This is a genomic window from Gryllotalpicola kribbensis (assembly GCF_039538245.1).
GTDB classification, from domain to species: domain Bacteria; phylum Actinomycetota; class Actinomycetes; order Actinomycetales; family Microbacteriaceae; genus Gryllotalpicola; species Gryllotalpicola kribbensis.
Map to the genome: position 1 here is coordinate 112,533 of NZ_BAABBX010000001.1, position 23,041 is coordinate 135,573.

Annotated in this window: 22 protein-coding genes; 12 read left to right on the forward strand and 10 right to left on the reverse strand. The window is 71.9% G+C overall.

Annotation, left to right across the window (positions count from 1 at the left end; genetic code table 11):
* Window positions 1-42 precede the first annotated feature (42 nt).
* Window positions 43-1,479 carry a TrkH family potassium uptake protein gene (locus ABD716_RS00595; RefSeq protein ID WP_344772707.1) on the forward strand — a complete coding sequence of 479 codons (1,437 nt, stop codon included), beginning with the start codon at window positions 43-45 and terminating at the stop codon, window positions 1,477-1,479.
* Entirely contained in the window at window positions 1,472-2,155 is a 684-nt protein-coding gene (locus ABD716_RS00600) for a potassium channel family protein (RefSeq protein ID WP_344772709.1), read from the forward strand. The genes ABD716_RS00595 and ABD716_RS00600 overlap by 8 nt, the downstream gene beginning before the upstream one ends.
* A gap of 167 nt (window positions 2,156-2,322) precedes the next feature.
* Here ABD716_RS00600 and proC read toward each other — a convergent pair whose 3' ends face one another.
* Entirely contained in the window at window positions 2,323-3,183 is an 861-nt protein-coding gene (proC, locus tag ABD716_RS00605; protein WP_344772711.1) for a pyrroline-5-carboxylate reductase, read from the reverse strand.
* Between the two features lie 98 nt (window positions 3,184-3,281).
* On the opposite strand from proC, the gene ABD716_RS00610 reads away from it, so the two are divergent.
* The gene (locus ABD716_RS00610; protein ID WP_344772713.1) at window positions 3,282-4,244 is read left to right on the forward strand and encodes a cation diffusion facilitator family transporter; all 963 of its coding nucleotides are present in this window, start codon (window positions 3,282-3,284) and stop codon (window positions 4,242-4,244) included.
* Here ABD716_RS00610 and ABD716_RS00615 read toward each other — a convergent pair.
* Window positions 4,241-4,705, reverse strand: coding sequence for a nucleoside deaminase (locus tag ABD716_RS00615; protein WP_344772715.1), 465 nt, complete (start codon window positions 4,703-4,705; stop codon window positions 4,241-4,243). The two genes, ABD716_RS00610 and ABD716_RS00615, sit on opposite strands and share 4 nt — an antisense overlap.
* 41 nt (window positions 4,706-4,746) lie before the next feature.
* On the opposite strand from ABD716_RS00615, the gene upp reads away from it, so the two are divergent.
* The 4 genes from upp to ABD716_RS00635 all read left to right on the forward strand — a co-directional run bounded on the left by upp (window position 4,747) and on the right by ABD716_RS00635 (window position 7,933).
* Window positions 4,747-5,382 (forward strand): uracil phosphoribosyltransferase, encoded by a 636-nt coding sequence (upp, locus tag ABD716_RS00620; protein ID WP_344772717.1) that lies wholly within the window; start codon window positions 4,747-4,749, stop codon window positions 5,380-5,382.
* A 374-nt stretch (window positions 5,383-5,756) separates the two neighbouring features.
* On the forward strand, window positions 5,757-6,461 hold the full coding sequence (locus tag ABD716_RS00625; RefSeq protein ID WP_344772719.1) for a winged helix-turn-helix domain-containing protein: 705 nt from the start codon (window positions 5,757-5,759) through the stop codon (window positions 6,459-6,461).
* A gap of 61 nt (window positions 6,462-6,522) precedes the next feature.
* Window positions 6,523-7,176, forward strand: a complete 654-nt coding sequence (locus tag ABD716_RS00630; protein WP_344772721.1) for an NAD(P)-dependent oxidoreductase — start codon at window positions 6,523-6,525, stop codon at window positions 7,174-7,176.
* A gap of 313 nt (window positions 7,177-7,489) precedes the next feature.
* Window positions 7,490-7,933: a MarR family winged helix-turn-helix transcriptional regulator gene (locus ABD716_RS00635; RefSeq protein ID WP_344772723.1), complete on the forward strand. Its 444-nt coding sequence runs from the start codon at window positions 7,490-7,492 to the stop codon at window positions 7,931-7,933.
* Window positions 7,934-8,120: 187 nt separating this feature from the next.
* Here ABD716_RS00635 and ABD716_RS00640 read toward each other — a convergent pair whose 3' ends face one another.
* From ABD716_RS00640 to ABD716_RS00655, 4 genes are all read right to left on the reverse strand, one after another.
* Window positions 8,121-9,119: a sensor histidine kinase gene (locus ABD716_RS00640; protein ID WP_344772725.1), complete on the reverse strand. Its 999-nt coding sequence runs from the start codon at window positions 9,117-9,119 to the stop codon at window positions 8,121-8,123.
* Entirely contained in the window at window positions 9,116-9,793 is a 678-nt protein-coding gene (locus ABD716_RS00645; protein ID WP_344772727.1) for a response regulator transcription factor, read from the reverse strand. The genes ABD716_RS00640 and ABD716_RS00645 overlap by 4 nt, the downstream gene beginning before the upstream one ends.
* Window positions 9,794-9,851: 58 nt before the next feature.
* Window positions 9,852-11,054, reverse strand: a complete 1,203-nt coding sequence (locus tag ABD716_RS00650; protein ID WP_344772729.1) for a MarP family serine protease — start codon at window positions 11,052-11,054, stop codon at window positions 9,852-9,854.
* A 304-nt stretch (window positions 11,055-11,358) separates the two neighbouring features.
* Window positions 11,359-12,453: a VIT1/CCC1 transporter family protein gene (locus tag ABD716_RS00655; protein ID WP_344772731.1), complete on the reverse strand. Its 1,095-nt coding sequence runs from the start codon at window positions 12,451-12,453 to the stop codon at window positions 11,359-11,361.
* Window positions 12,454-12,623: 170 nt separating this feature from the next.
* On the opposite strand from ABD716_RS00655, the gene ABD716_RS00660 reads away from it, so the two are divergent.
* From ABD716_RS00660 to ABD716_RS00680, 5 genes are read left to right on the forward strand one after another with little or no spacing between them, the layout of a single operon-like run.
* On the forward strand, window positions 12,624-13,355 hold the full coding sequence (locus ABD716_RS00660) for an NUDIX hydrolase (RefSeq protein WP_344772733.1): 732 nt from the start codon (window positions 12,624-12,626) through the stop codon (window positions 13,353-13,355).
* 30 nt (window positions 13,356-13,385) lie between these two features.
* Window positions 13,386-14,699 carry a quinolinate synthase NadA gene (gene nadA, locus ABD716_RS00665; protein ID WP_344772735.1) on the forward strand — a complete coding sequence of 438 codons (1,314 nt, stop codon included), beginning with the start codon at window positions 13,386-13,388 and terminating at the stop codon, window positions 14,697-14,699.
* A 23-nt stretch (window positions 14,700-14,722) separates the two neighbouring features.
* Window positions 14,723-16,297 (forward strand): L-aspartate oxidase, encoded by a 1,575-nt coding sequence (gene nadB / locus ABD716_RS00670; protein ID WP_344772737.1) that lies wholly within the window; start codon window positions 14,723-14,725, stop codon window positions 16,295-16,297.
* Window positions 16,291-17,145 (forward strand): carboxylating nicotinate-nucleotide diphosphorylase, encoded by an 855-nt coding sequence (nadC, locus tag ABD716_RS00675; protein WP_344772739.1) that lies wholly within the window; start codon window positions 16,291-16,293, stop codon window positions 17,143-17,145. Before nadB ends, nadC begins: the two co-directional genes overlap by 7 nt.
* A 7-nt stretch (window positions 17,146-17,152) precedes the next feature.
* Window positions 17,153-18,328: a cysteine desulfurase family protein gene (locus ABD716_RS00680; RefSeq protein WP_344772741.1), complete on the forward strand. Its 1,176-nt coding sequence runs from the start codon at window positions 17,153-17,155 to the stop codon at window positions 18,326-18,328.
* Between the two features lie 54 nt (window positions 18,329-18,382).
* Here ABD716_RS00680 and ABD716_RS00685 read toward each other — a convergent pair whose 3' ends face one another.
* The 4 genes from ABD716_RS00685 to ABD716_RS00700 all read right to left on the reverse strand — a co-directional run bounded on the left by ABD716_RS00685 (window position 18,383) and on the right by ABD716_RS00700 (window position 23,029).
* Window positions 18,383-19,669, reverse strand: a complete 1,287-nt coding sequence (locus ABD716_RS00685) for a YibE/F family protein (RefSeq protein ID WP_344772743.1) — start codon at window positions 19,667-19,669, stop codon at window positions 18,383-18,385.
* Window positions 19,670-19,706: 37 nt separating this feature from the next.
* The gene (locus ABD716_RS00690) at window positions 19,707-20,564 is read right to left on the reverse strand and encodes a carbohydrate ABC transporter permease (protein ID WP_344772948.1); all 858 of its coding nucleotides are present in this window, start codon (window positions 20,562-20,564) and stop codon (window positions 19,707-19,709) included.
* Window positions 20,565-20,634: 70 nt separating this feature from the next.
* Complete coding sequence (locus ABD716_RS00695) at window positions 20,635-21,492, reverse strand: alpha/beta fold hydrolase (RefSeq protein ID WP_344772745.1); 858 nt, start codon at window positions 21,490-21,492, stop codon at window positions 20,635-20,637.
* Window positions 21,493-21,655: 163 nt separating this feature from the next.
* Window positions 21,656-23,029 (reverse strand): M20/M25/M40 family metallo-hydrolase, encoded by a 1,374-nt coding sequence (locus ABD716_RS00700; RefSeq protein WP_344772747.1) that lies wholly within the window; start codon window positions 23,027-23,029, stop codon window positions 21,656-21,658.
* Window positions 23,030-23,041: the final 12 nt, after the last annotated feature.

The following is a 23,041-nucleotide window of genomic DNA, read 5'->3' on the forward strand; positions in this document are numbered from 1 at the left end:
TCCCGGGCGGTCAGGGCAGGATGGGCGAGTGGAGGGCGGGGGATGTCGGTGACCGCGGTCGCAGCGAGGCGGGGTCGGCGCGGCATCCGCGAGTCCTTCTCCGACTTCGCCGCGGCGAGCCCCAGCCGCTTCGCGCTGCTCGTGTTCGCCGCGCTCGTGCTGGTCTGGACGGGTCTGCTGTCGCTGCCTGTCTCGAGCGCAGCACACACGGCGACCGACTTCGCCGACGCGCTCTTCACCGCCATCTCGGTGGTGTGCGTGACGGGGCTCTCGACCGTCGACATGACGACGCACTGGTCGGGCTTCGGCGAGGTGGTCATCTATGTCGGGGTGCAGATCGGCGGCATCGGCGTGCTGACGCTCGCCTCGACGCTGGGGCTCATCATCAGCCGGCACCTGGGGCTGCGCGCCCGACTGATCGCCGCGGGCGACACCAATCCGCTGCGCTCGCACAAGGGGCCGGTGGCCGAGAGCCAGGCCGTGCGGCTCGGCGAGGTCGGCGGTCTGCTGCGGACGATCGCGATCAGCGTGGTCGCCATCGAAGCGGTCGCCGCGCTGATCCTCTTCCCGCTGCTGCTCGCGCACGGCTTCACGCTCGGCGAGTCGGCCCGCGACGCGGTCTACTACTCGGCCATGGCGTTCACGAACACCGGCTTCTCCCCCAACAACAACGGACTGCTTCCGTTCGCGCACGATTACGTGTTCCTCACGACGATCGCGGTCACGGTCATGCTGGGGGCGATCGGATTCCCCGTGATCTACGCCCTCGCCCGCGTCATCCGCAACCCCTCCCAACGCCGCCGCATCGTCTCGCTGCATGTGAAGCTCACCGTGGTCACCTATCTGGTGCTGTTCGTCATCGGCGGCCTGGTCCTCTGGCTGCTCGAGCGCGACAATGCGCAGACCCTCGGCGCCCGCGGCGGCGGCGACAGTGTCTTCCAGGGGTTCTTCCTGTCGGCGATGGCGCGCTCGGGCGGCTTCGCGACGTTCGATGTGGCGCACCTGCACAACTCGAGCCTGCTCGTGACCGACATGCTGATGTTCATCGGCGGCGGCTCGGCCTCGACCGGCGGCGGTATCAAGGTGACGACGCTCGCGGTGCTGTTCCTCGCGGCGGTGGCCGAGGCGAAGGGCGTCGAGAGCATGGAGGCGTTCCATCGCCGCATCCCGAACGACGTCCTCCGGGTCGCGGTGTCGGTCGTGCTCTGGGGAGCCACGATCGTGGCCGTGGCATCCGTCACCGTGCTCGCGATCACGCGCGACTCGCTCGACCACGTGCTGTTCGACGTGATCAGCGCCTTCGCGACCTGCGGCCTGTCGACGGGACTGACGATGGGCGCGCCGACGCCGGCGGTCTACGTGCTGGGCCTCACCATGTTCTTCGGCCGCATCGGCAGCATCACGCTCGCGGCAGCCCTCGCACAGAGCCAGCAGCGCCGGCTCTACGCACACCCGGAAGAGAGGCCCATCGTTGGCTAGCCCGCACGCACACCAGATCCGGCACGACGCACCCGTGCTGCTCATCGGCCTGGGCCGCTTCGGGTCGGCCGCGGCCGCCGAGCTCGATCTGCTCGGCCGCGAGGTGCTCGCGGTCGACAGCGACGCGGCGCTCGTCCAGGAGTGGGCCGAGCAGGTCACGCACACCGTGCAGGCCGACTCGACCCAGCTCGACGCCCTGCGCCAGATCGGCGCCGCGGAGTTCCAGATCGCCATCGTCGCCGTCGGCTCTCAGATCGAGGCATCCGTGCTCATCACCGCGAACCTCGTGGAACTCGGCATCCCGCAGATCTGGGCGAAGGCGGTGTCGAAGTCGCACGGCCGCATCCTCGAGCGCATCGGCGCGCACCACGTCATCTACCCGGAGGCCGAGGCCGGCGAGCGCATCGCGCGACTCGTGAGCGGGCGGATGCTGGACTTCATCCAGTTCGACGACGACTTCGTGTTCGTGAAGATGCACGCGCCGCGGCCGCTCTTCGGCAAGACCCTCACCGAGTCCGGCGTGCGCACCGTGCACAAGGTGACGGTCGTCGGCATCAAGAGTCCGGGCGAGCCGTTCACGCACGCCACCGAGCAGACGGTCGTGCACGAAGGCGACCTCATCGTCGTCTCGGGCCGCGAGGCCGACGTGCAGCGCTTCGCGGGGCTCGAGGGCTGAACCCCTCCCGCCTCGCTGGTCGAGTAGGTCGCTCTGGCTAAGTAGGTCGCGCTGGTTGACTAGGTCGCTCTGCGACCGTATCGAAACCCTCTCCTGGCGAGGAAAGGGTCTGGTCTCGATACGCGCTTCGCGCTACTCGACCCGGCGGATACGCTCGCTGGCGCTCGCTACTCGACCGCCGTAGGCGCGGCGAGCTCGCGCGCCCGAGCGAGGGCCGCGTCGGTCGCGCGGTCGAAGAGCACCGAGAGGTTCGCACCCTGCAGCACCTCGATCGCCTTCTCGGTCGTACCCTTCGGGCTCGTCACTCGGCGGCGCAGTTCGGCGGGGTCCTCGCCGGTCGCGACCAGCAGCTCGCTCGCCCCGAGGAAGGTCTGCTCGACGAGCAGCTTCGCCTGCGCGGGGCTGAAGCCCTTGGCGACGGCGGTCTTCGTGAGCTCCTCGACGAGCAGGAAGATGTAGGCGGGCCCCGACCCCGAGATGGTCGAGAGCGCGTCGAGCTGCTCCTCCGGCACCTCGACGACGGCGCCGACCGTCTCGAACAGCGCTCGCACGAGCGCGACGTCGTCGGCCGTCGCGCGCGGCCCGGCGCTCAGGCCCGTCACGCCGCGGCCCACCTGGGCCGGTGTGTTCGGCATGGTGCGGATGACGGCGACGGATGCCGGCACCGCCGCCTCCATCGTCGCCACGGTCACCCCGGCGGCGACGCTCACGACGACCGCGTCGGGCTCGAGGTCGGCGGCGACCTCGGCGAGCACCTCGGGCACGAGGTACGGCTTGACCGCCAGCACGACGAGCTTCGCCCCGCGCACGGCCGCGCGGTTGGCATCCTGATCGCTCTCGGTCGCGGCCGCAGTGACGCCGGCCACGTCGGCGAACGTCGCCGCCTTCTCGGCCGTGCGCGAGGTGACGCGGATGCCGCCCTCGACGGTCACGGCGGGTGAGAGCAGTCCGTTCAGGATCGCCCCGGCCATCGATCCGGCGCCGAGGAACGCGATGGGGGGCAGGGTCGTGCGAGGCGCGTCGGTCATGGCCCCACCCTATTTGCGCCCTGCGCCGACAGTTGCGCCCGCGGGCCGGGGCGCAACTGTCGGTTCAGGGCGCAGAACCGGCTCATAGGATGGGCGCCATGACCGACGCACCGGCCGCCACCGCCACCGAGCACCAGCCCGAGTCGCACGGCGGCGCCGCGATCTTCGCCGCCCTCGGCGCCAACGTCGGCATCGCGATCGTCAAGTTCCTCGCGTTCCTGTTCTCGGGCTCGAGCTCGATGCTCGCGGAATCCGTGCACTCGCTCGCGGATTCGGGCAATCAGCTGCTGCTGCTCATCGGCGGCCGCCGCGCGAAGCGCAGCGCCGACCGCGAGCACCCCTTCGGCTACGGCCGCGAGCGCTACGTCTACGCCTTCGTCGTCGCCATCATCCTGTTCTCCGTGGGCGGGGTCTTCTCGATCTACGAGGGCGTGCACAAACTGCAGGAAGCAGACCACTACGTGCGCCCTCACCTGTGGTGGCTGCCGCTCGCGGTGCTGCTGATCTCGATCGTGCTCGAGGGGCTCTCGCTGCGCACCGGCATGGCCGAGTCGCGAGCGCACAAGGGCTCCGGCACGTGGTTCCAGTTCATCCGCCGCGCGAAGAACCCCGAGCTGCCCGCCGTGCTGCTCGAAGACATCGCGGCGCTCACCGGCCTCGTGCTCGCCCTGATCGGCGTGGGGCTCGCACTCATCACCGGCAATGGATTCTTCGACGCCGCGGGCTCCATCGCGATCGGCGTGCTGCTGGTCCTCGTCGCCATCGTGCTCGGGGCCGAGGTCAAGAGCCTGCTCGTCGGCGAGGGCGCCACCGAGGCCGAGCTGCGCCGCATCGAGGACGCGATCCTCGCGGGTGGCGAGACCGACCGCATCATCCACGTGCGCACCCTCTACCTCGGCCCGGACGAGATGCTCGTGGCCGCCAAGATCGCGATGCCCGGCGCGCGGACCGTGGCGGAGGCCGCCGCCGCGACGGACATCATCGAAGAGCGCGTCCGCGCCGCCGTGCCCGTCGCGCGCCTGATCTACCTCGAGCCCGACGTCTTCGACGCCGCGCGCTAGCGGCGCTTCTCGAAGAACGCCGTGAGCAGCCGCGAGCTCTCCTCCGCGCGCACGCCCGCGTAGACCTCGGCGCTCTGCGGCAGCCGCCGATCGCGCAGCAGGTCGTAGACGGAACCCGAGGCGCCGGCCTTCTCGTCCCATGCACCGAAGACGACCGTCGGCACGCGCGCCGCCAGGATCGCCCCGGCGCACATCGCACACGGCTCGAGCGTCACGACGAGCGTGGCGCCGGTGAGCTGCCAGCCGTCGGTCCGGGCGGATGCCGCTCGAAGCGCCTCGACCTCCGCATGGGCCGTCGGGTCCTGCCGGGCCTCGCGCGAGTTGCGCCCCCGCCCGAGCACCTCGCCTGCCGCCCCGATCACCACGGCGCCGACCGGCACGTCGCCGGTCGCGAGGGCCCCACGCGCCTCGTCGAGCGCGAGCCCCATCCACGCGTCGTACTGCGGCGGAACGGCGAGCATCGGAACCTTTCGGGCAGGGTCTGACCGGTAGCCTTGAGCCTATGCGAGTGCACGTTGCCGACCACCCGCTCATCACGCACAAGCTGACGGTGCTGCGCGATCGAGCGACCCCCAGTCCGCAATTCCGCTCGCTGGTCGCCGAGCTCATCACGCTGCTGAGCTACGAGGCGACCCGTGAGGTGCGCGTCGAGCCGATCACGGTGCAGACGCCCGTCGCTCCGTACACCGGCCTCGCGATCTCGAAGCCCGTGCCCCTCGTCGTGCCGATCCTGCGAGCAGGCCTCGGCATGCTCGACGGCATGATGGCCGTGCTGCCGAACGCCGAGGTCGGCTTCCTCGGCATGGCGCGCGACGAGAGCACGCTGCAGCCGACGACCTACGCCGAGCGCCTCCCCGAAGACCTGTCGGGCCGCCAGTGCTTCGTGCTCGACCCCATGCTCGCGACGGGCGGCTCGCTCGGCGCTGCGCTCGAGTTCCTGTTCCAGCGCGGCGCCTCCGACGTCACCGCCATCTGCATCCTCGGCGCACCCGAGGGCATCGCGCGCCTCGAGAAAGAGACCGAGGGTCGCGACGTGCGCCTGGTTCTCGGAGCCCTCGACGAGCGCCTCAACGAGCACGGCTACATCGTGCCCGGCCTCGGCGACGCGGGCGACCGTCTCTACGGGCTGGCCGAGTAGCCGACAGCGGCCGGGGATGCCGCGACCAGGCATCCCCCGCCCCCGAATCACGCGCGGCTCATTCACGCGATCCATTGACACTTGAATGTTTGACATAACGCGGCGTTTTGTGTTTACCTTTGTGACATGACTGACACCGTGAGCCTTCGTTCCGCCCTCGAGGTGAGCGAGACTGCCGGCATGATGATGCCCGGCCGCGGCGCTCTCATGTGTCGAATGTGCGCCTGACACCGACGTCTTCGCCCCGGTGCTGAAGCACCCCGAGTCGCACTGACACCCGCACGCGACGCCCGCCTCGAACGAGGCACCCTGGCCGATCTCTCGCGCGAATCCGCGCCGGCCGCCGCATCATCATCACAAAGGTTCTGATTCCGATGACGTTCACGCTTCCTGAGTCCGCTCTCACCGCCCCCACGGCTCCGTCCTCTTCTTCGGCTGCGCCCTCCGCCCCCGCGGCCGCGCGTATCGCCCCCGCGGGCACCGCCCGCGGCTTCGCCCTCTATGTCGGCTTCGACGAGGCGAAGGCCGCCGCCGCGGGCACCGACCTCGGCACCATCGTCGCGGCTCTCAAGAAGACGCTCGCCGAGGTCGCCCCCGGCGCCGAGTCGTTCGCCTCGGTGGCCCTCGCGCCCGAGACCGCGGGCGGCCGCGACGTCGACGTGGTGCGCCTCGCCCTGCGCGACCCCGCCGCCGTGGCCAAGCAGCGCCCGGCCGGCACCCGCGGCGACGACAGCGCCGACAAGACCGGCGTCACGATCGACGTCACGCGCCGCCACCTGCTGCTCGACGGCGACCGCGTCTCGCTCACCTTCAAGGAGTTCGAGCTGCTGCAGTACCTCGTGCTGCGCGAGGGTCGCACGATCGAGCGCACCGAGCTGATCACGTCGCTGTGGTCGAACGCCGGCGACGAGGAGGTGCCGAACGAGCGCACCATCGACGTCCACGTGCGCCGGCTGCGCGCGAAGCTCGGCCGCTACGAGGACATCGTGCGCACCGTGCGCGGTGTCGGCTACCGCTTCGACCGGCACGCCGACGTCGTGATCCGCCAGTCGCACGCCCCGTCGCCCGACCGGTTCTGAGGCGCGGCCCTTCGTCGGGCGAGCTCGGAATACGGCAGGGCGCGCGCAGGCTGAGGCATACATGACCTCTATCGCGATCATCGGTGGCACTGGGTATTCGGGCAGCAACATCGCGGCGGAGGCGGTGAAGCGGGGAATCCGCGTCACCGCCGTCTCGCGGCATGCCCCGGATGCCCCGATCGACGGCGTCACGTACGTGCAGGGCGACGTCGCCGATCGCCCGTTCACGGACCGCCTCGCGGCGGAGCACGACGTGGTCGTCGTCGCGATCCACTACGTCGACGCGGCGGGTGAGCCGGTGCTGCCCCCGCTCGTCCCCGGCCTGGCCGAGGGCGCCGTCGCGGGCGGAGCCCGCCTCGCCTTCGTCGGCGGCGCCGGTTCGACCCATGAGGGCGTCGGCGGCCCGCGGCTCGTCGACACGCCCTCGTTCGTCGAGGCGTACAAGCCCGAGGCACTCGCAGGCGCCGGCGTGCTCGAGTGGCTGCGCAGCGACGCGACACCGGCCGGGCTGCAGTGGTTCTATGTGAGCCCCGCCGAGAGCTACGGCAGCTACAACCCCGGCACCGCGATCGGCGGCTACCGCACGAGCGCCGACACGGTGCTGCGGGACGCTGAGGGGAAGTCCGAGATCTCGGGGGCCGACTTCGCCCTCGCATTCGTCGACGAGATCGAGACGCCGACCCACGTCAACCAGCGCTTCGTCGTCGGCTACTGACCCTTCAGCGCTCCTTTCGTGCGAGTGAACGGCTACCGCAGCACAGGGCTTGATCGCGCTGCGAACCACCGCATAAACAACTCGCAGGAAAAATCACGAAACGATAACTAGACAGCGTTACCTGGCCGTTATATCTTCTAAGAGCGTTAGTTGTTTGCTGTGGCAGCCAGCGCGGAATGTGATTGCAGGACACTCTTGGTGCAAGGGAGGGGCCCGAAGCGAAAAGGCTTCGGGCCCCTACTTTTTTGCCTGCCCACGCCGACAGCCACGGCCCCGTCACCGCGGCCCCACCGCGCGCCTCTAGGCTGAAACGGTGAGTGATGAGGCACGCTCCGTCGCCGCGTGGGAAGCGCTGTTCCGCGCACAGGTCGCCATCATGCGCCGACTCGGCGCCGACTTCCCGAACGACGAGATCTCGTTCAACGAATACGACGTGCTCTACACCCTGAGCCGCGCACAGGGCCGCTCGCTGCGCCTGCGCGACCTCAACAAGCAGGTGCTGCTGACCCAGCCGAGCGTGAGCCGCATGATCGATCGGCTCGCCGCCCGCGAGCTCGTCGAGAAGCTGCCAGACCCGCGCGACGCGCGCGGCACCGTGATCCGGCTGACGGACGCCGGCTACGCGGCCTTCTACCGCGTGGCGCACGTGCACGGGGCATCCATCGACCGGGTCGTCGGCGACGCGCTCGACGCCGACGAGCTCGCGACCCTCACGGCGCTCTGCAACAAGCTGCGGGCCAACCTGCCCGCCTCCTGAGGCGCTGTGCCGTTTCTGTGACGGCGGTCGCGACTCTTGCTCCTTGGGAAGGAGTTCGAGATGTCCGTGCTGCTCATCGCCATGACGTGCGTCGCGGCGGTCGCGTGTGCCGCGACCATCGCCGTGTTCGCGGTGCTGATGGTCGTCGCACGCTCGTACGACGACGGCGACCGCTGAGGCTGCGACCCTATGCGGCCGGCACTTCGAGCACGAAGACCGTGCCCTCCGGACCGGTGCGCTCGACCCGCACGGTTCCCCCGTTGCGCGCCGCGACATCGCGCACGAGGGCGAGCCCGATCCCGAACCCGCGTCGCTGCGGCAGCCCGTCGGCCTCACCCGGGTCCGAGTGCGCGAAGCGCTCGAACACCCGATCAGGGGCGATTCCGCGGATGCCCGGGCCGTGGTCCGTCACCGTGAGTGCCACCGCTCCCGCGCGCTCAGGCAGCCGCGCGAGCGCCACCTCGACGCGACCGCCGCTCGGCGTGTGCGCCAGGGCGTTGTCGACGAGCGCGGTCACGCAGCGTCGGAAGCTCACCGTCGGCAGCCCCGCGCGCAGCGAGCCCGGCGCGCTCAGCGAGATCTCGATGCCGCGTTCGGCGGCGAGCAGGCGCAGCGAGTCGACGACGGAGGCCGCGTCGGCCGAGGCATCCGTCACCCGCTCACCCTCGCCCGCCTCGTCGCCTGCCGCAGCCAGCAACTCGTTCACGATGCCGACGAGCGCCGCGGCGTCGCGACGCAGCTCGGCGACCGTGTCGGCGTCGGGGCCGCTCGCACCGAGGCGCAGCTGCAAGAGCTGCAGGCGCGCGTCGAGCACGGCGAGCGGGGTGCGCAGCTCGTGCGAGGCATCCGCCACGAACGCGCGCTGCAGCGCGAGCGCCCGCCCCAGGGGGCGCACCGCGCGCCGCGCGATGAGCCAGCTGATCGCTGCGGCGAACAGCACCGCGCCGACCCCGATCACCGCGAGCGCGACCAGCACGGCCCCTGCGTCGATGTAGATCTTGTCCTCGCCGGGGGCGGGCTTCTCACGCAGCTCGCTCGGCTGCGACTGCCAGATCACGACGATCACCGCGAGGATGACGATGAGCACGACGAGCGCGACCGTCGCGATCGAGATCTGGCGGGTGACGGATGCCGCTGCGCGCCGCACCGCGAGCTCGTCGGCGTCTCGGGGCCGCCGCGCGCTCACAGCGCCCCCAGCCGGTAGCCCTTGCCGCGCACCGTCAGCACCACGCCCTCCTCCGTCTTGCGGCGCAGATAGTGCACGTAGGTGTCGACAGTGCCCGGCAGGTCGGTCGGCGAGAACACCGCGGAGAGGATCTGCGCGCGGCTGAAGGTGCGGTGCGGGTTCTCTGCCAGCAGGGTGAGCAGTTCGGACTCCTTGGGAGTCAGCGCCACCGGGCCGATGTAGGGCGACTCGACGATGCGGTCCTGCGGGTAGAAGTCCCAGCTGCCGATCGCGAGCGAGGCGTCGTTCGAGGTGTAGCTGCGCCGCAGCGCCCGCAGGCGCGCGAGCAGCTCGGCGAACTCGAACGGCTTCACCAGGTAGTCGTTCGCTCCGGCGTCGAGTCCCTCGACACGGTTGTCGACGGTGCCGAGCGCGGTCAGCATGATGATCGGCGTGCCGAGGTGCGCACGGCGGATGGCCTGCACGAGGCCGACCCCGTCGAGGCCCGGCAGGCGACGGTCGACCACCATCACGTCGAACTCCTCGGCGAGCGCGGTCTCGAGCGCCGCGACGCCGTCGGCGCGACGGGTCACGTCGTATCGCTCGGCGGCGCCCTGGGTCAGGTACTCCACGATGATCGGGGCGAGACGCTCGTCGTCCTCGACGAGCAGCAGGCGCGGCATCCGATCGCTCATGGCTTCATGATCGTGGCCCAGTGCCCAAGAATCCGCACAGAATCGCTCGCATCGCGCCTCAGCCGGCCGTGCACGCACCGGTCGACACGGGCGCGCTCAACGACGCGGCCTTCGCGAGGGCGGGGCGCACCTGCGCCAGGGTCAGGGCGTAGCCCGTCTGCGGGTCGGTCGTCGACATGGCGAACACGACACCGGTCACACGGCCCTGGGCGTCGAGCAGCGGGCCGCCGGAGTTGCCGGGGCGCACGACCGCGCGCAGGGAGTACACCTGCCGCGTGACGGTCTTGTCGTCGTAGATGTCCTTGCCGATGGCGTTCACCGTCGTGCGCACGCGGCCGGGCGACACCGTGTAGGCGCCGCCGCCGGGGTAGCCGGCCGAGAACACCGCGGCGCCCTTCGCCTGCTGCGCGGAATCGAGCGCGAGGGGCTTCGCCGCGAGGCCGGGGACGGCGAGGATCGCGAGATCGGTCTCGGGGTCGTAGCTCACGACCGTCGCCCGCAGGCGCTCGGTCTTGCCGTCCACCAGCACGGCCACCGTGGACGAGCCGGCCACGACGTGCGCATTCGTGACGACACGATCGGATGCCACGACCCAGCCGCTTCCGGAGGAGTCCGTGCCGCACCTGGGCTCGTCGGCGACGACCTCGACGATCGACGGCGCCGCCGCATCGACGGCGTCCGGAACCGAGCTCGGCGGAGCTTCGACGGACGGGATCTGCTCGTGCCCGGCCTCGAAGACCTTCGGCAGGCCCGCCGCGGCGATCGCGTCGTCGACCTGGGCGAACACGCGCGTGGCGGGGATCGGGGCATACGAGTCGAGCGCAGCGACGATGCGCGAGGATTCCACGAGCTGCGTCGCCGGGCGGAAGCCGGTGCTCGTGATGAAGCCGGCCGCGAGCCAGACGACGGCCGCCCAGGCGAGCGCGCCGAACGCGGCGCCCAGCACCGCGTCGAACCCGCGGGCGGCCGGAAGCGGACGCACCGCCCGACGGATGAGGTTGCCGATGGTGATGACGATGACGGCGCAGATGACGGCGATGAGCAGCACCACGGCGAGCACGACGAGGTTGCGCTGCCACGGCTGCAGGCCGCCGACCGTGCCCATCGCCGTGACGAGCGCGGGCGTCAGACGCAGCGCGACCCAGAAGCCGACCACCCAGCCGACGAGCGCGGCCACGCCCGTGATCACGCCGCGCCGCGCGTAGCGGATCACGGTGAGCACGCCGAGTGCGGCAAGCACCAGATCGATGACCAGCTGCATGGCGTCAACTCTCCCATCCCGTGCTGAGCACTCGGCGCAGCGTGACCGTGGGACCGGCTGACCGATGACATGAGAGTGGGCCCCGCTCCGATGGAGCGGGGCCCACTCTCTCCCCACAAACCGCGCCCATCGCCCCTGCGACCCGAAGAGTCCCCTTATGCCGGGGTGGTGCGTGTAAACCCATTGAAGCCAGCGCCACTCGTTCTGCCCACCCGGTTGACACCGAGGCGCATCGGCGCTAGTCGATCGTCGAGATCGCGGGCGAGCGGGTCGCGCTCAGCGGGCCGCGCTCAGCCGGCCGCGCTCAGCCGGCTGCGACCCCGAAGACCAGGCCGAGCAGGTAGGTGACGGCGGCGGCCCCGTAGCCGATGGCCAGCTGTCGCAGCGCGCGCTTCCACGGCGACGACCCCGAGAGCAGCCCGACGACCGCACCCGTTCCGACCAGAGCGATGCCGACGAGACCGGCCGACAGCGCAACGGCGCCGAGGCCGCCCATGCCGAACAGGTATGGGATGACCGGCACGATCGCCCCCGAGGCGAAGAAGCAGAAGCTCGAGAGCGCCGCCCCCATGCCGGTGCCGATCGCCTCGTGCTCGTCGCGCCCCGGCGCGCCGTCCGCGAGCGCCGCGGTCTCTGTGTGCATGCCCCAGATGAGCCGCGCCGCGCGGGTCTGCGCCTGCTGCTCGGTCATACCGCGCGAGCGGAAGACGAGCGCGAGCTCGTTCGCGTTGACGTTGAGCCTTCCGATCGCCTCGCCGACCTCGGGGTTCGGGGTCGAGGCTGCGAGCAGCTCGCGCTGCGAGTGCACCGAGACGAATTCCCCGGCCCCCATCGACAGGGCACCCGCGAGGAGCCCTGCGATGCCCGTGAGCAGGATGACGTGCGTCGAGACGCCGCTCGCGCCGACGCCCAGCACGAGAGAGAGGTTGCTGACGAGGCCGTCGTTCGCGCCGAACACGGCGGCGCGGAAGGTGCCCGAGAGGCGGTTGCGGCCCCGCTCGGCGAGTGCACGCACGACCTCCTCGTGGATCTGCTCGTCTGCGGCCATCTCGGCGGTGGCATCCGGGTCGTCCGCGTAGGGCGAGCGCGACTCGGCGCGCTGCACGAGCGCGAGGATGAACACCGAGCCGAGGCGGCGCGCGAGCCAGCCGAGCGCTCTGCTGCGGAAGCCGACGCCGACCGGCTTGCCGACGTCATCGCCCAAGAGGTCGAGCCAGTGCTGCTCGTGGCGCGACTCGGCGTCGGCGAGCGCGCTCAGGATCTCGCGCTCCTCGCCGCTGCGCCGGCGTGCGAGATCGCGATAGACGGATGCCTCCGCCCGCTCGTCGGCGAGATAGCGGCGCCACCGGCGAAGCGTGCGCTCGTCGGGGGTCTCGGGCGGGGCGTCGGGGGTGCTCATCGGCTCCCCAGCCTGGCAGAGAGGCCGCGCTCTGACGAGCGACGCGGGTGAGCGTTCAGGGTTCAAGGCGGGCTAACCGCACAGGCATCCGCGAGGCCGTTTGTTTTGGTCGTTTGCACATTAACTAGCTCGTGGGGTTAGTGTGTCTCTGACTCTAAGGAGGCGCCCCCATGGCGAATGCGTCGCTCGCGGTATCGACGGTGATCTTCGCGCTGCGCTCCTCCGGCCGATTCGGCGAGGACGGCGGCCGACGGGGTCTCTGGCTGCCGCTGGTGCGCCGCATCCGTGAGCCGTATGACGGCATGTGGGCGCTGCCCGGCGGCCCGCTCGGCGCCGACGAGGGGCTGGCCGAAGCGGCGACCTCGACCCTCGCGAAGACGACGGGGCTCGCTCCGCGCTATCTCGAGCAGCTCTACGCTTTCGGCGACCCCGGCCGGTCGGGCGAGGGCGCCGGCTCTGCCGATGGCGCCGGCTCCGGCGAGCGAGTCGTGTCGGTCGTCTACTGGGCGCTCGTCGGCGACGAGGAGGCGCGCGCGGCGCGGGTGGGCCAGAACGTGCGCTGGTTCCCCGCCGACGAGCTGCCCGCGCTCGCCTTCGATCACGCGCTCATCGTCGAGTACGCGCTCTGGCGCCTGCGGAACAAGGTCGAGTACAGCCGCATCGCGAGCGCGTTCCTCGGGCGCTCGTTCACGCTCGCGCAGCTGCGCGAGGTGTACGAGGCGGTGCTCGGGCGCGCTCTCGACCCCGCCAACTTCCGCCGCCAGATCGAGGCGAGCGGAGCTCTCGAGGACACCGGCGAGGTGCTCACCGGCGTGCGGCACCGACCGCCGCGGCTGTATCGCTACAACGCGACGGTCGACCTCGCCGACCAGGGGCCGCTCGGGCGGCTCGCGCAGAAGTGACCGTCTGGACCCACCCGAAAGAAGCAACCGATGACTCTGCTCGATGACCGCGCTGCGGCATCCGTCACCCGCACCATCGCGGGGATCACGAACGGCACGCTCGCCGGCGCGACCTGCGCGCCCGAGCTCGCCGAAGGACCCTGGGCGTTCGACCTGGGGATGCCCGGCTACGGGCCCGGGGCGTCGCAGGCCGACCTGCTGCCCGCCGGCTCCCCGACGCAGGGCGAGCTGCCGGCGCGTTATCGCTCGGCCTCGCCCGAGCAGCTCTCCGAGTGGATCGCCGCGGCGAAGGCGCGCCTCGGCTCGCGCGTCGCGGTGATGGGGCACTTCTACCAGCGCGACGAGGTGGTGCAGTACGCCGACTTCGTCGGCGACTCGTTCCAGCTCGCACGGGCGGCGCGCGATCTGCCGGGCGCCGAGGCCATCGTGTTCTGCGGCGTGCACTTCATGGCCGAGACGGCCGACATTCTGACGGGGGACGATCAGTCGGTCATCCTGCCCAACCTCGCCGCCGGGTGCTCGATGGCCGACATGGCCGACATCGACGCGGTCGAGCAGTGCTGGGCCGAGCTCGAGGCGCGGTTCGGGTCTGAGCCCGACGCGTCGGGTCGGGTGCCCGTGATCCCCGTGACGTACATGAACTCGTCGGCGGCGCTCAAGGCGTTCTGCGGCGAGCACGGCGGCATCGTGTGCACCTCGTCGAACGCGGCCACCGTGCTCGAGTGGGCGTTCGAGCGCGGGCAGCGCGTGCTGTTCTTCCCCGACCAGCACCTGGGCCGCAACACCGCGAAGGCGATGGGCGTGCCGCTCTCGGCGATGCCGCTGTGGAACCCTGCGCGGGTCTCGGGCGGGCTGTCGGGCGACGAGCTGGATGCCTCGCGCGTCATTCTGTGGAACGGGTTCTGCTCGGTGCACAAGCGCTTCACGGTGGCGCAGATCGAGGCCGCGCGGGCGGCGCACCCGGGCGTGCGCGTCATCGTGCACCCCGAGTGCCCGATGGAGGTCGTGGATGCGGCCGACGGCGCCGGCTCGACCGACTACATCGTGAAGGCGATCGCGGCGGCGCCCGCCGGCTCGGTGTTCGCGATCGGCACCGAGATCAACCTCGTGCAGCGGCTCGCGGCCGACTACCCGCAGCACGAGATCTTCTGCCTCGACTCGGTGGTCTGCCCGTGCTCGACGATGTACCGCATCCACCCCGGCTACCTCGCCTGGGTGCTCGAAGAGCTCGTCGCCGGGCGCACCGTGAACCAGATCTCGGTGGCGCCGCGCGTGGCCGCCGGCGCGCGCGTCGCGCTCGAGCGGATGCTCGCGGCGCGGCCCGACACGACGATGGCGGCGTAAGCGATGCCCGGCGGAGGCCGCGGATGCGCGTGATCGTCGTGGGGTCGGGGCTCGCGGGGCTGCTCGCCGCCACCGAGTCGGCCGAGCGCGGTGCCGAGGTGCTGCTCGTGACGAAGGGCGCCCTCGCCGAGGCCAACACGACCCACGCGCAGGGCGGTATCGCCGCGGCGCTCTTCCCCGACGACTCGGTGGCAGCGCACGTCGCGGACACCGTGGCCGCCGGCGCCGGGCTGTGCGACCTCACGGCCGTCGAGGTGCTCTGCGCCGAGGGGCCCGACCGGGTGCGCGAGCTGGTTGCGCGCGGCGTGCGTTTCGATCGCGCCGGCCGGGGCGCCGGGCTCGCACGCGGCCTCGAGGCGGCGCACTCGGCGGCGCGCATCCTGCACGCGGGCGGCGACGCCACCGGCGCCGAGATCGAGCGGGCCCTCATCACGGCGGTCCGGGCCGAGCCTCGGGTCACCGTGCGCGAGCACGCGGCGCTCGCCGAGCTCGTCGTCGAGGACGGCCGCGTGGTGGGCGTCGAGCTCGCGACGGGTGAGATCGAAGGGGCGGATGCCGTCGTGCTCGCCACCGGCGGAGCGGGGCAGCTCTACAGTCACACCACGAACCCACGGGTCGCGACCGGCGACGGCGTCGCCGTCGCGTGGCGCGCGGGCGCCGAGCTCGCCGATGCGGAGTTCTACCAGTTCCACCCCACGGCGCTCGCGGCCCCCGGGTCGTTCCTGATCTCCGAGGCAGTGCGCGGCGAGGGCGCGGTGCTGCGGAACGCCCGCGGCGAGCGCTTCATGCTCGACGTGCACCCCGACGCCGAGCTCGCACCGCGTGATGTCGTGGCACGGGGAATCGCCACCGAGATGGCCGCGCAGGGCGGGGCGCCGGTCGTGCTGGACGCGACCGCGCTCGGGGCATCCGCTCTCGCTCGCCGCTTCCCGACGATCGACGCGCACGTGCGCGCGGCAGGCCTCGACTGGGCGCGCGAGCCCATTCCGGTCACGCCGGCCGCGCACTACTGGATGGGCGGGATCGCGACGGATGCGTCGGGCCGCACGAGTCTGCCGGGGCTGTGGGCCGCGGGCGAGTGCGCGTCGACGGGGGTGCACGGCGCGAACCGGCTCGCGTCGAACTCGCTGCTCGAGGCGGCGGTCTTCGCGCACCGGGCCGTGGCCGACCTCTTCGCGACCCCCGCCGGCGACGCCGGTCGAGTAGCGACGAAGGAGCGTATCGAGACCCTTTCCTCGCCAGGAGAGGGTCTGGTCTCGGTACGCTCGGCTGCGCGCGAGCTACTCGACCCGGCGGATACGGTCGCAGAGCGACCTACTCAACCAACGGGCCGTAGGCAACTGCAGGAGCTCATGTGGGCGTACGCCGGGGTGCAGCGCTCGGGCGAGGGGCTGCGGCATGCGGCATCCGTTCTCAGCTCCTGGCGCACCGACGATCTCGAAGACCGCAACCTGCTCGACCTCGCCCGCGTGGTCGTCGACTCTGCGCTCGCGCGCGAGGAATCGCGGGGCGCGCACTACCGCACCGACTTCCCCACCCCGAGACCCGAGCTCGCCGAGCGCCGCCGGCGCGCACGAGAAGGAGCACCCGCATGCTGACCAGCCAGATCATCGACGCCGCGGTCGCGGCCGCTCTGCACGAGGATGCCCCGTGGGGCGACGCGACGAGCGAAGCCGTCATTCCGGCCGGGGCGACCGCGACCGCGCGCCTCGTCGCACGCGAGTCGGGCGTCTTCAGCGGCGGCGAGGTGTTCGCCGCGGCCATGCGACTCGTCGACCCGGCGATCAGGACGACCCTCGAGCTGCCCGACGGCGAGTTCTTCTCGATCGGCAAGGTGCTCGCCGAGGTGAGCGGGCCGGCCCGCTCGGTGCTGACCGCAGAGCGGGTCGCGCTGAACTTCGTGCAGCGCATGAGCGGCATCGCGACGCTGACGGCGCGCTATGTGAACGCCGTGACGGGCACGCGGGCGCGCATCGTCGACACCCGCAAGACGACCCCGGGGCTGCGGCCGTTCGAGCGGCACGCCGTCGTCAACGGCGGCGGGCACAACCACCGCTACTCGCTGTCGGACGCCGTACTCGTCAAAGACAACCACCTCGCCGTGCTCACGGCCGGCGGCCTGTCGGTGACCGATGCGCTGCGCGAGGTGCGCGCCCGCATCGGCCACACGGTGCACCTCGAGGTCGAGGTCGACCGCGTCGACCAGATCGAGGCGGTGCTCGCCGCCGGCGTCGACACGATCATGCTCGACAACTTCTCGCTCGACGAGCTGCGGGCCGGCGTCGCGCTCGTGCACGACCGGGCGAACATCGAGGCGTCGGGCGGCGTGAACCTCGACACGGTGCGCGGCATCGCCGAGACCGGCGTCGACCTCATCTCTGTCGGGGCGCTCACGCACTCGATGCGCTCGCTCGACCTCGGGCTGGACATGGTGCTGTCGCGATGAGCGCCGCATGATCCTGCTCGACGCGGCCGCGACGACGCCCGTGCGGCGCACAGCGCTCGAGGCGGCGTGGCCGTACCTCACCGGCACCTTCGGCAACCCCTCGAGCGTGCACGAGCCGGGGCTCGCGGCGGCACGCGGGCTGGCCGCGGCGCGCGAGGCGGGCGCGGCGTTCCTCGGCTGCCGCCCCGCCGAGGTGACCTTCACGAGCGGCGGAACCGAGGGCGCGAACCTCTGCATCAAGGGACTCGCACTCGGCGCCGTGCTCGAGTCGGGGCGCGGGCGCCACGTCGTGACGACGCGCATCGAGCACGAGGCGGTGCTCGAGTCCGTCGCATATCTCGCGCGGGTGCACGGCTTCGCCGTGAGCTATGTCGAGACGGATGCCTCAGGCCTGGTGGCCCCTGACGAGTTGCGCGCCGCCCTGCTGGCCGCACCGGCTGGCGGCACCGCCCTTGTGACGATCGGCTGGGCGAACAACGAGGTGGGCACCGTGCAGGATGTGGCGGCGCTGGCGTCCGTCGCGCACGAGGCCGGCGCGCTGTTCCATACGGATGCCGTGCAGGCTGCCGCCGCCCTGCCTGTCGACGTGCGCGCGCTCGGTGTCGACGCCCTGTCGTTCTCGGGGCACAAGCTCGGGGCCCCCAAGGGGTCCGGTGCGGTCTTCGTGCGGGCGGGGCTGCCGCTCGAGCCGCTGCTGCACGGCGGCGGCCAGGAGCGCGGGCGGCGCTCGGGCACCGAGAACGTGGCCTGGGCGGTGGCGCTCGCGGCAGCGTGCACCGAGCTCGAGCGTGAGCGCCGGTCGTCACAAACGCGCGCTTCGGGTGGCCCGGGGCCGGACTTCGTGACGACCGTGCTTCGGCAGCTGCCCGGGGCTCGGCTCACGGGGCACCCGACCCAGCGCCTGCCCCGCCACGCGTCGTTCGTGATCCCCGGCGTGAACGGCGAGACCGTGCTGCTCGAACTCGAGCGGCGTGGGGTGATCGCCTCGGCGGGCTCGGCCTGCGCGGCGGGCCGCGCCGAGCCGTCGCACGTGCTGCTCGCCCTCGGGTACACGGCCGACGAGGCATCCGCCGCTCTCAGATTCAGCTGGACCGCGGAGGTCACGGCAGAGGAGCTGGCCGAGGCGGCGAATGCCCTGGCCGCATCGGTGGCCGCCGCGAACGGTTTCGTGAGACGACAGTAGATTTCGGAATCGCGCGGCTGTTTCGGAATCTCGAGTCGTCTCACGCGGCGCGCCTCAGTCGGCGCCCCACGGGTCCTCCGGCATTCGCAGGAGTTCGCTGGCAGCTCGGCGCTCGGCGATCGGCTCGCGCAGCGGCAGCGCACCGGCCGCGTCGGCGACCACAAGCGCCCCGATCGCAGTCGTAACGGGCATTGCGAGCACGAGCGCGAGACCGCCGACGAGGGCGCGGGCGATCTCCTGTGCGACGTCTTCCGCGGTCAGGAAGTCCTGCGCGGTTCCCCCGTACAGCTGCACCGCGACGATGAGGACGAGCGCGGTGCCGAGATATGCGAACACGAGCGTGTAAACCGTCGACGCCACGTGGTCGCGCCCGATGCGCATCGCTCGCCAGAACAGCTCCCAACGCGACATCGTCGGCGACGCCGCGCGCAGTTCCCACAGGGCGGACGCCTGGGTCACGGTGACGTCGTTGAGCGTGCCGAGACCGGCCAGGATCACCGAGGCGACGACGAGGTGCTGCACGTCGACCCACGGCACGTTCATGCTGAGCAACTCGCCCGACTCGTCGCCGAGGCCGCCGAGCCGCCAGCCGATGACGCCGATCCAGGCGAAAAGCGTCGAAAGCCCGACGCCGATCAGGGCGCCAGCGAGCGCGACTGACGTGCGCATCGAGAAGCCATGCGTGATGTAGAGCATCACGATGAGGATCAGCGTGGATGCCGCAAGCGCGACGGGCACGGCCGGTTCCCCGCTGAGCAGCGCCGGTATCAGGAACCCGACCACCGCGACCGCTGCGAAGGCGAGACTGACGAGCGCCATCAGTCCGCGCCGCCAGGCCACCACGACGACGGCAACGCCGAAGAGCACCGCGAACCACACCATCGACGAACCGCGATCGGCCCGGTAGAACGACAGCGGAAGCTGGGAATCCTTGCCCTTCACCCCGCTTGAATCAAGCAGCAACACGCGATCGCCCGGCCGGAGCCCCGTGGAGATCGCGTCGGCGTTCAGGCTGATGTTCTGCGTCGTGCCGGCGCTCGGCCCGTCCAGCACGTGCACAGCCGAGTCGCCGCAGATACCGGCGTCCGATTCGCTCCCGGAGCACGCGAGGTTGACCGAGAGCAGCTCGCCGTGCACGACCTTCGTGCCGCTGACCGCGAACGGCACGAGCGCGCGCACACTGTCGACGCGGTCGGCGTCTGGCCACCAGCGCAGCACCCCGAGCACGGCCGCGGCGCCGCACACGGCGATGAGCGCAAGAACCACGAGCTTCGGCCAACGTCGCAGAGGCAGTCGGGTTGGCGCCGCCTCGGGGTGCGTGTGCGAGTGCCTGTTCGTCATACCGCCACGGTAGGCGGAACCCGCATGCGCCAGCCCCTCAGCGGGCGCTCAACGCGCCGCTGACGCCGCCGAGGCTGAAGTAGCGGTTCAGCAGCGCGAAGATCAGCACGGGCGGAACGGCGATGAGCACCGCGAAGATCGGCGACCGCCCGGCCGCCTGCAGTCCGATGCCGACCGTGTAGTTGGCGGTGGAGCGGATGAAGGTGAACGCCGCGAGGTAGTCGTTCCAGACGAACAGGAACACGAAGATCGCCGTCGACAGGATCGCGGGCAGGCAGTTGCGCAGCACCACGCGGAAGAAGGCGCCGAGGACGGAGCATCCATCGAGCCACGCCGCCTCTTCGAGCTCGATCGGAACCGTGGCGATGTAGGCCGAGAGCATCCAGATCGCGACCGAGAGCGACAGCCCGACATAGACCAGGCCGAGGCCGAACAGGTCGTCGATGAGGTGCACCCTCGCGAGCAGCAGGAACAGCGGGACGAGCGTCAGCACGGCAGGGAACGACTGCAGCAGGAAGATGACCAGGGCAAAGCCCGAGACGCCACGGCTGCGGCCGCGAGCGAGCACGTAGCCAGCCGGCGCTCCGAGAACCACGCAGACCACGACGGTTCCGAGTGCGAGCGCCAGGCTGTTCTCGAACCAGCCGAGCGCGGGGCCGGTCAGGGTGGCGCTGAGCTGCCGCCAGAGCATCGCGGCCCACGCCTCGGCGCCGCCCGGCGCGCCCGGCGCGCGCAGTGCGCTCAGCCCGAGCGCGCTCGAGGCGGTGCCGGCCAGGGGCGCGAGGGTCAGCGCGGTGAGCACCACGGCGAGGGCGAAGCGCCACCACGAGCCGCGCTGGGGCAGCCGCGGCCGGTCGCGCTGCGGGGGCCGGCGGGCGCCTGTCGCCGTCGACATGGTCACGCAAGCAACCATATGCGGTTGCGCAGCGCAGCAATCTGCGGATGCCGGCGCCGGCGCGCCCGGCTCAGGAAGCGGCGGGCGCCGAAGCCCCGGTGAGCTCGAGGACCTCGGCGACGACCCGCTCGGGGTGGCTGCGGTGCACCGAGTGCCCCGCGCCGGCCACGACCGTGTAGCGCAGCTTCTCGTTCGCCGCGGCCAGCCGCGCACCGAGCTCGCTCGAGACGACCGCGCCGCGCGCCGGGTCAGCACCGAGCACGGCGACCGGCACCTCGAGGCGCTCGAGCAGCGGGGGCAGATCCCACTCGGCGGTGTCGTCGAGCACTCCCTCGATCGTGTGGCGGCTCGTCTGCCGGGCCGCGCGCACCTTGAGGTGCACGTCCTCGGGGTGCCAGTCGGGGTTCGCGGCTCGAATGGCCGCGGCGTCGGGCGCCTCGACCTCTGCGACGGTCGCCTGGCGGAAGGCGAGCGCCCCGGGCGAGGTGCCGCCGGGCTGCCGCAGCGCGGGGTCGACGAGCACGGCGGTGCGCGCCCAGGCCGCGTCGCTCGCGAGCGCGAGCGCGGCGACGGCGCCGCCGAGGGAGTGGCCGACGACGACGTCCCACAGCACGGCAGCCTGCTCTGACACGGGATCTGCTGCGTTCCCAGCCGGGTGCACGGCCGCGGGCCGCAGCCGCAGCACGTCGGCGGCGAAGGCGCCGAGCGGGTAGCGCAGCGTGCGCGGCGCGTCACCGTGGCCGCGCAGATCGGGGGCGACGACCCGGAAGCCCTGTGCCGCGAGCCCGTCGGCGACGCGCCACCACACCGCGCCCGCCGAGCTCAGCCCGTGCAGCAGAAGAGCGGTGCGCGAGGCGCGGGGCGCGCCCCACTGAGTGACGGGCAGGGCGACTGCTGTCGCCGGGTCGATCTCAAGGCCGGTGGTCATCGAATCTCCTCAGAGGGGCGAATGCGTCACGGTCCACGCTAGGCATCCGCGCGCCGACGGGTCTCGCGCGCCGCAATTCGCCGTCACGTTGCCCCGCCGCTTTCGGCTCCGGACCGTGGTGCTTCGCGACACGAACGGCGACGCGGCGCCGATGGCCGGGGATCTACGCGAGCACGCGCCGCACGACGCGCTCGATCGCGTGCACCGCGAGATCGACGGTCGCGATGTCGACGCGCTCGTCGACGCTGTGCACGAGGTGCCGGAAGTCGGCGTGGCGCCAGCGCGGCGAGAACATCCCGAAGCCGTAGGCGGGGATGCCGAGCCGGCGGAAGTACCGGCTGTCGGCCGCGCCCGGGGCGATCACCGGCACGGCCTTCGCCGCCGGGTACGCCGCCTCGACGGCCTCGCAGAGCGCCTCATAGAGCGGGGTCTCGAGCGGCGACCGGCTCGCGGGCGACTCGCTGCCGAGCGGCTCGATGCTCACGCGCGCGGCGAGCGGGCCGAGCGCGGTGCGCAGATGCTCATCGACGTCGGCCGCCGACACGCCGGGCAGGGTGCGGATGTCGAGGTCGACGTGCGCGCTCTGCGGAACCACGTTGAGCTTGTCGCCGCCGCGCACGATGTCGGGCGAGTAGGTCGTGTGCGTCACCGCGTGCGCGAGCCCCGCGATCGGCCCGAGCTCGGGCAGCGCGGCGTCGATGCGTTCCGGGTCGGTGAGCGCGGCGCGCACCTCGTCGGGCACGTCGAGCGCCGCGACGTACTGCGGCCACAGGTCGTCGATCTGCGCGGTGGCGGCCTGCTCGGCGATGCGCGTGATGGCCGAGGCCGCCGTGATGACGGCGTTGTCGGCGCCCCACGGCGTCGAGGCGTGCCGGGGATGCCCCGGGACGCGCAGCCGGCGACCGCACATGCCCTTCTCGCCCACGGTCACCGTGACCCCGCGCACCTCGCCGCCGACGGCGAGCGGGATGCCGCCCGTCTCGCTGAGCACGGCGTCGACCTTCACGAGCTCGGGCCGGTTCGCGATGAGCCACTGGGCGCCGTAGAACCCGCCGGATTCCTCGTCGGCGACCCCGGCGAACACGAGGCGACCCCGCAGGCGCCTTCCGCTCGTGGCGAGCGCGCGCAGCACGACCGCGTAGGCGGCCGTGAGGTGCAGCATGTCGAGGGCGCCACGGCCCCAGATCTCGGCGCTCTCGCCCTCGCCGACGATCTCGGCACCGAAGGGGTCGTGCGTCCAGCCCCGGCCGGCCGGCACGACATCGGTGTGGCCGAGCAGCAGCAGGCTCGGCCCGTCGGGATCGGTGCCTGGCAGCGTCGCGACGAGTGAGACGCGGCCGGGGTGCGGCTCGACGAGCTCGGTCTCGACGCCGCTGCCCTCGAAGAAGCGCTGCAGCGTCGCCGCGCTGCGCGCCTCGCCTCCCGAGTCGGGCGAGCCGTCTGCGACGCATGCGTTGCGGATCAGCTCGCGCAGCAGCTCGACGGTCTGCGCGGTGAGGTCGTCCGGTGCCGTACTGGTGTTGACCTGTTCTGTCATCAGGCGGCCACG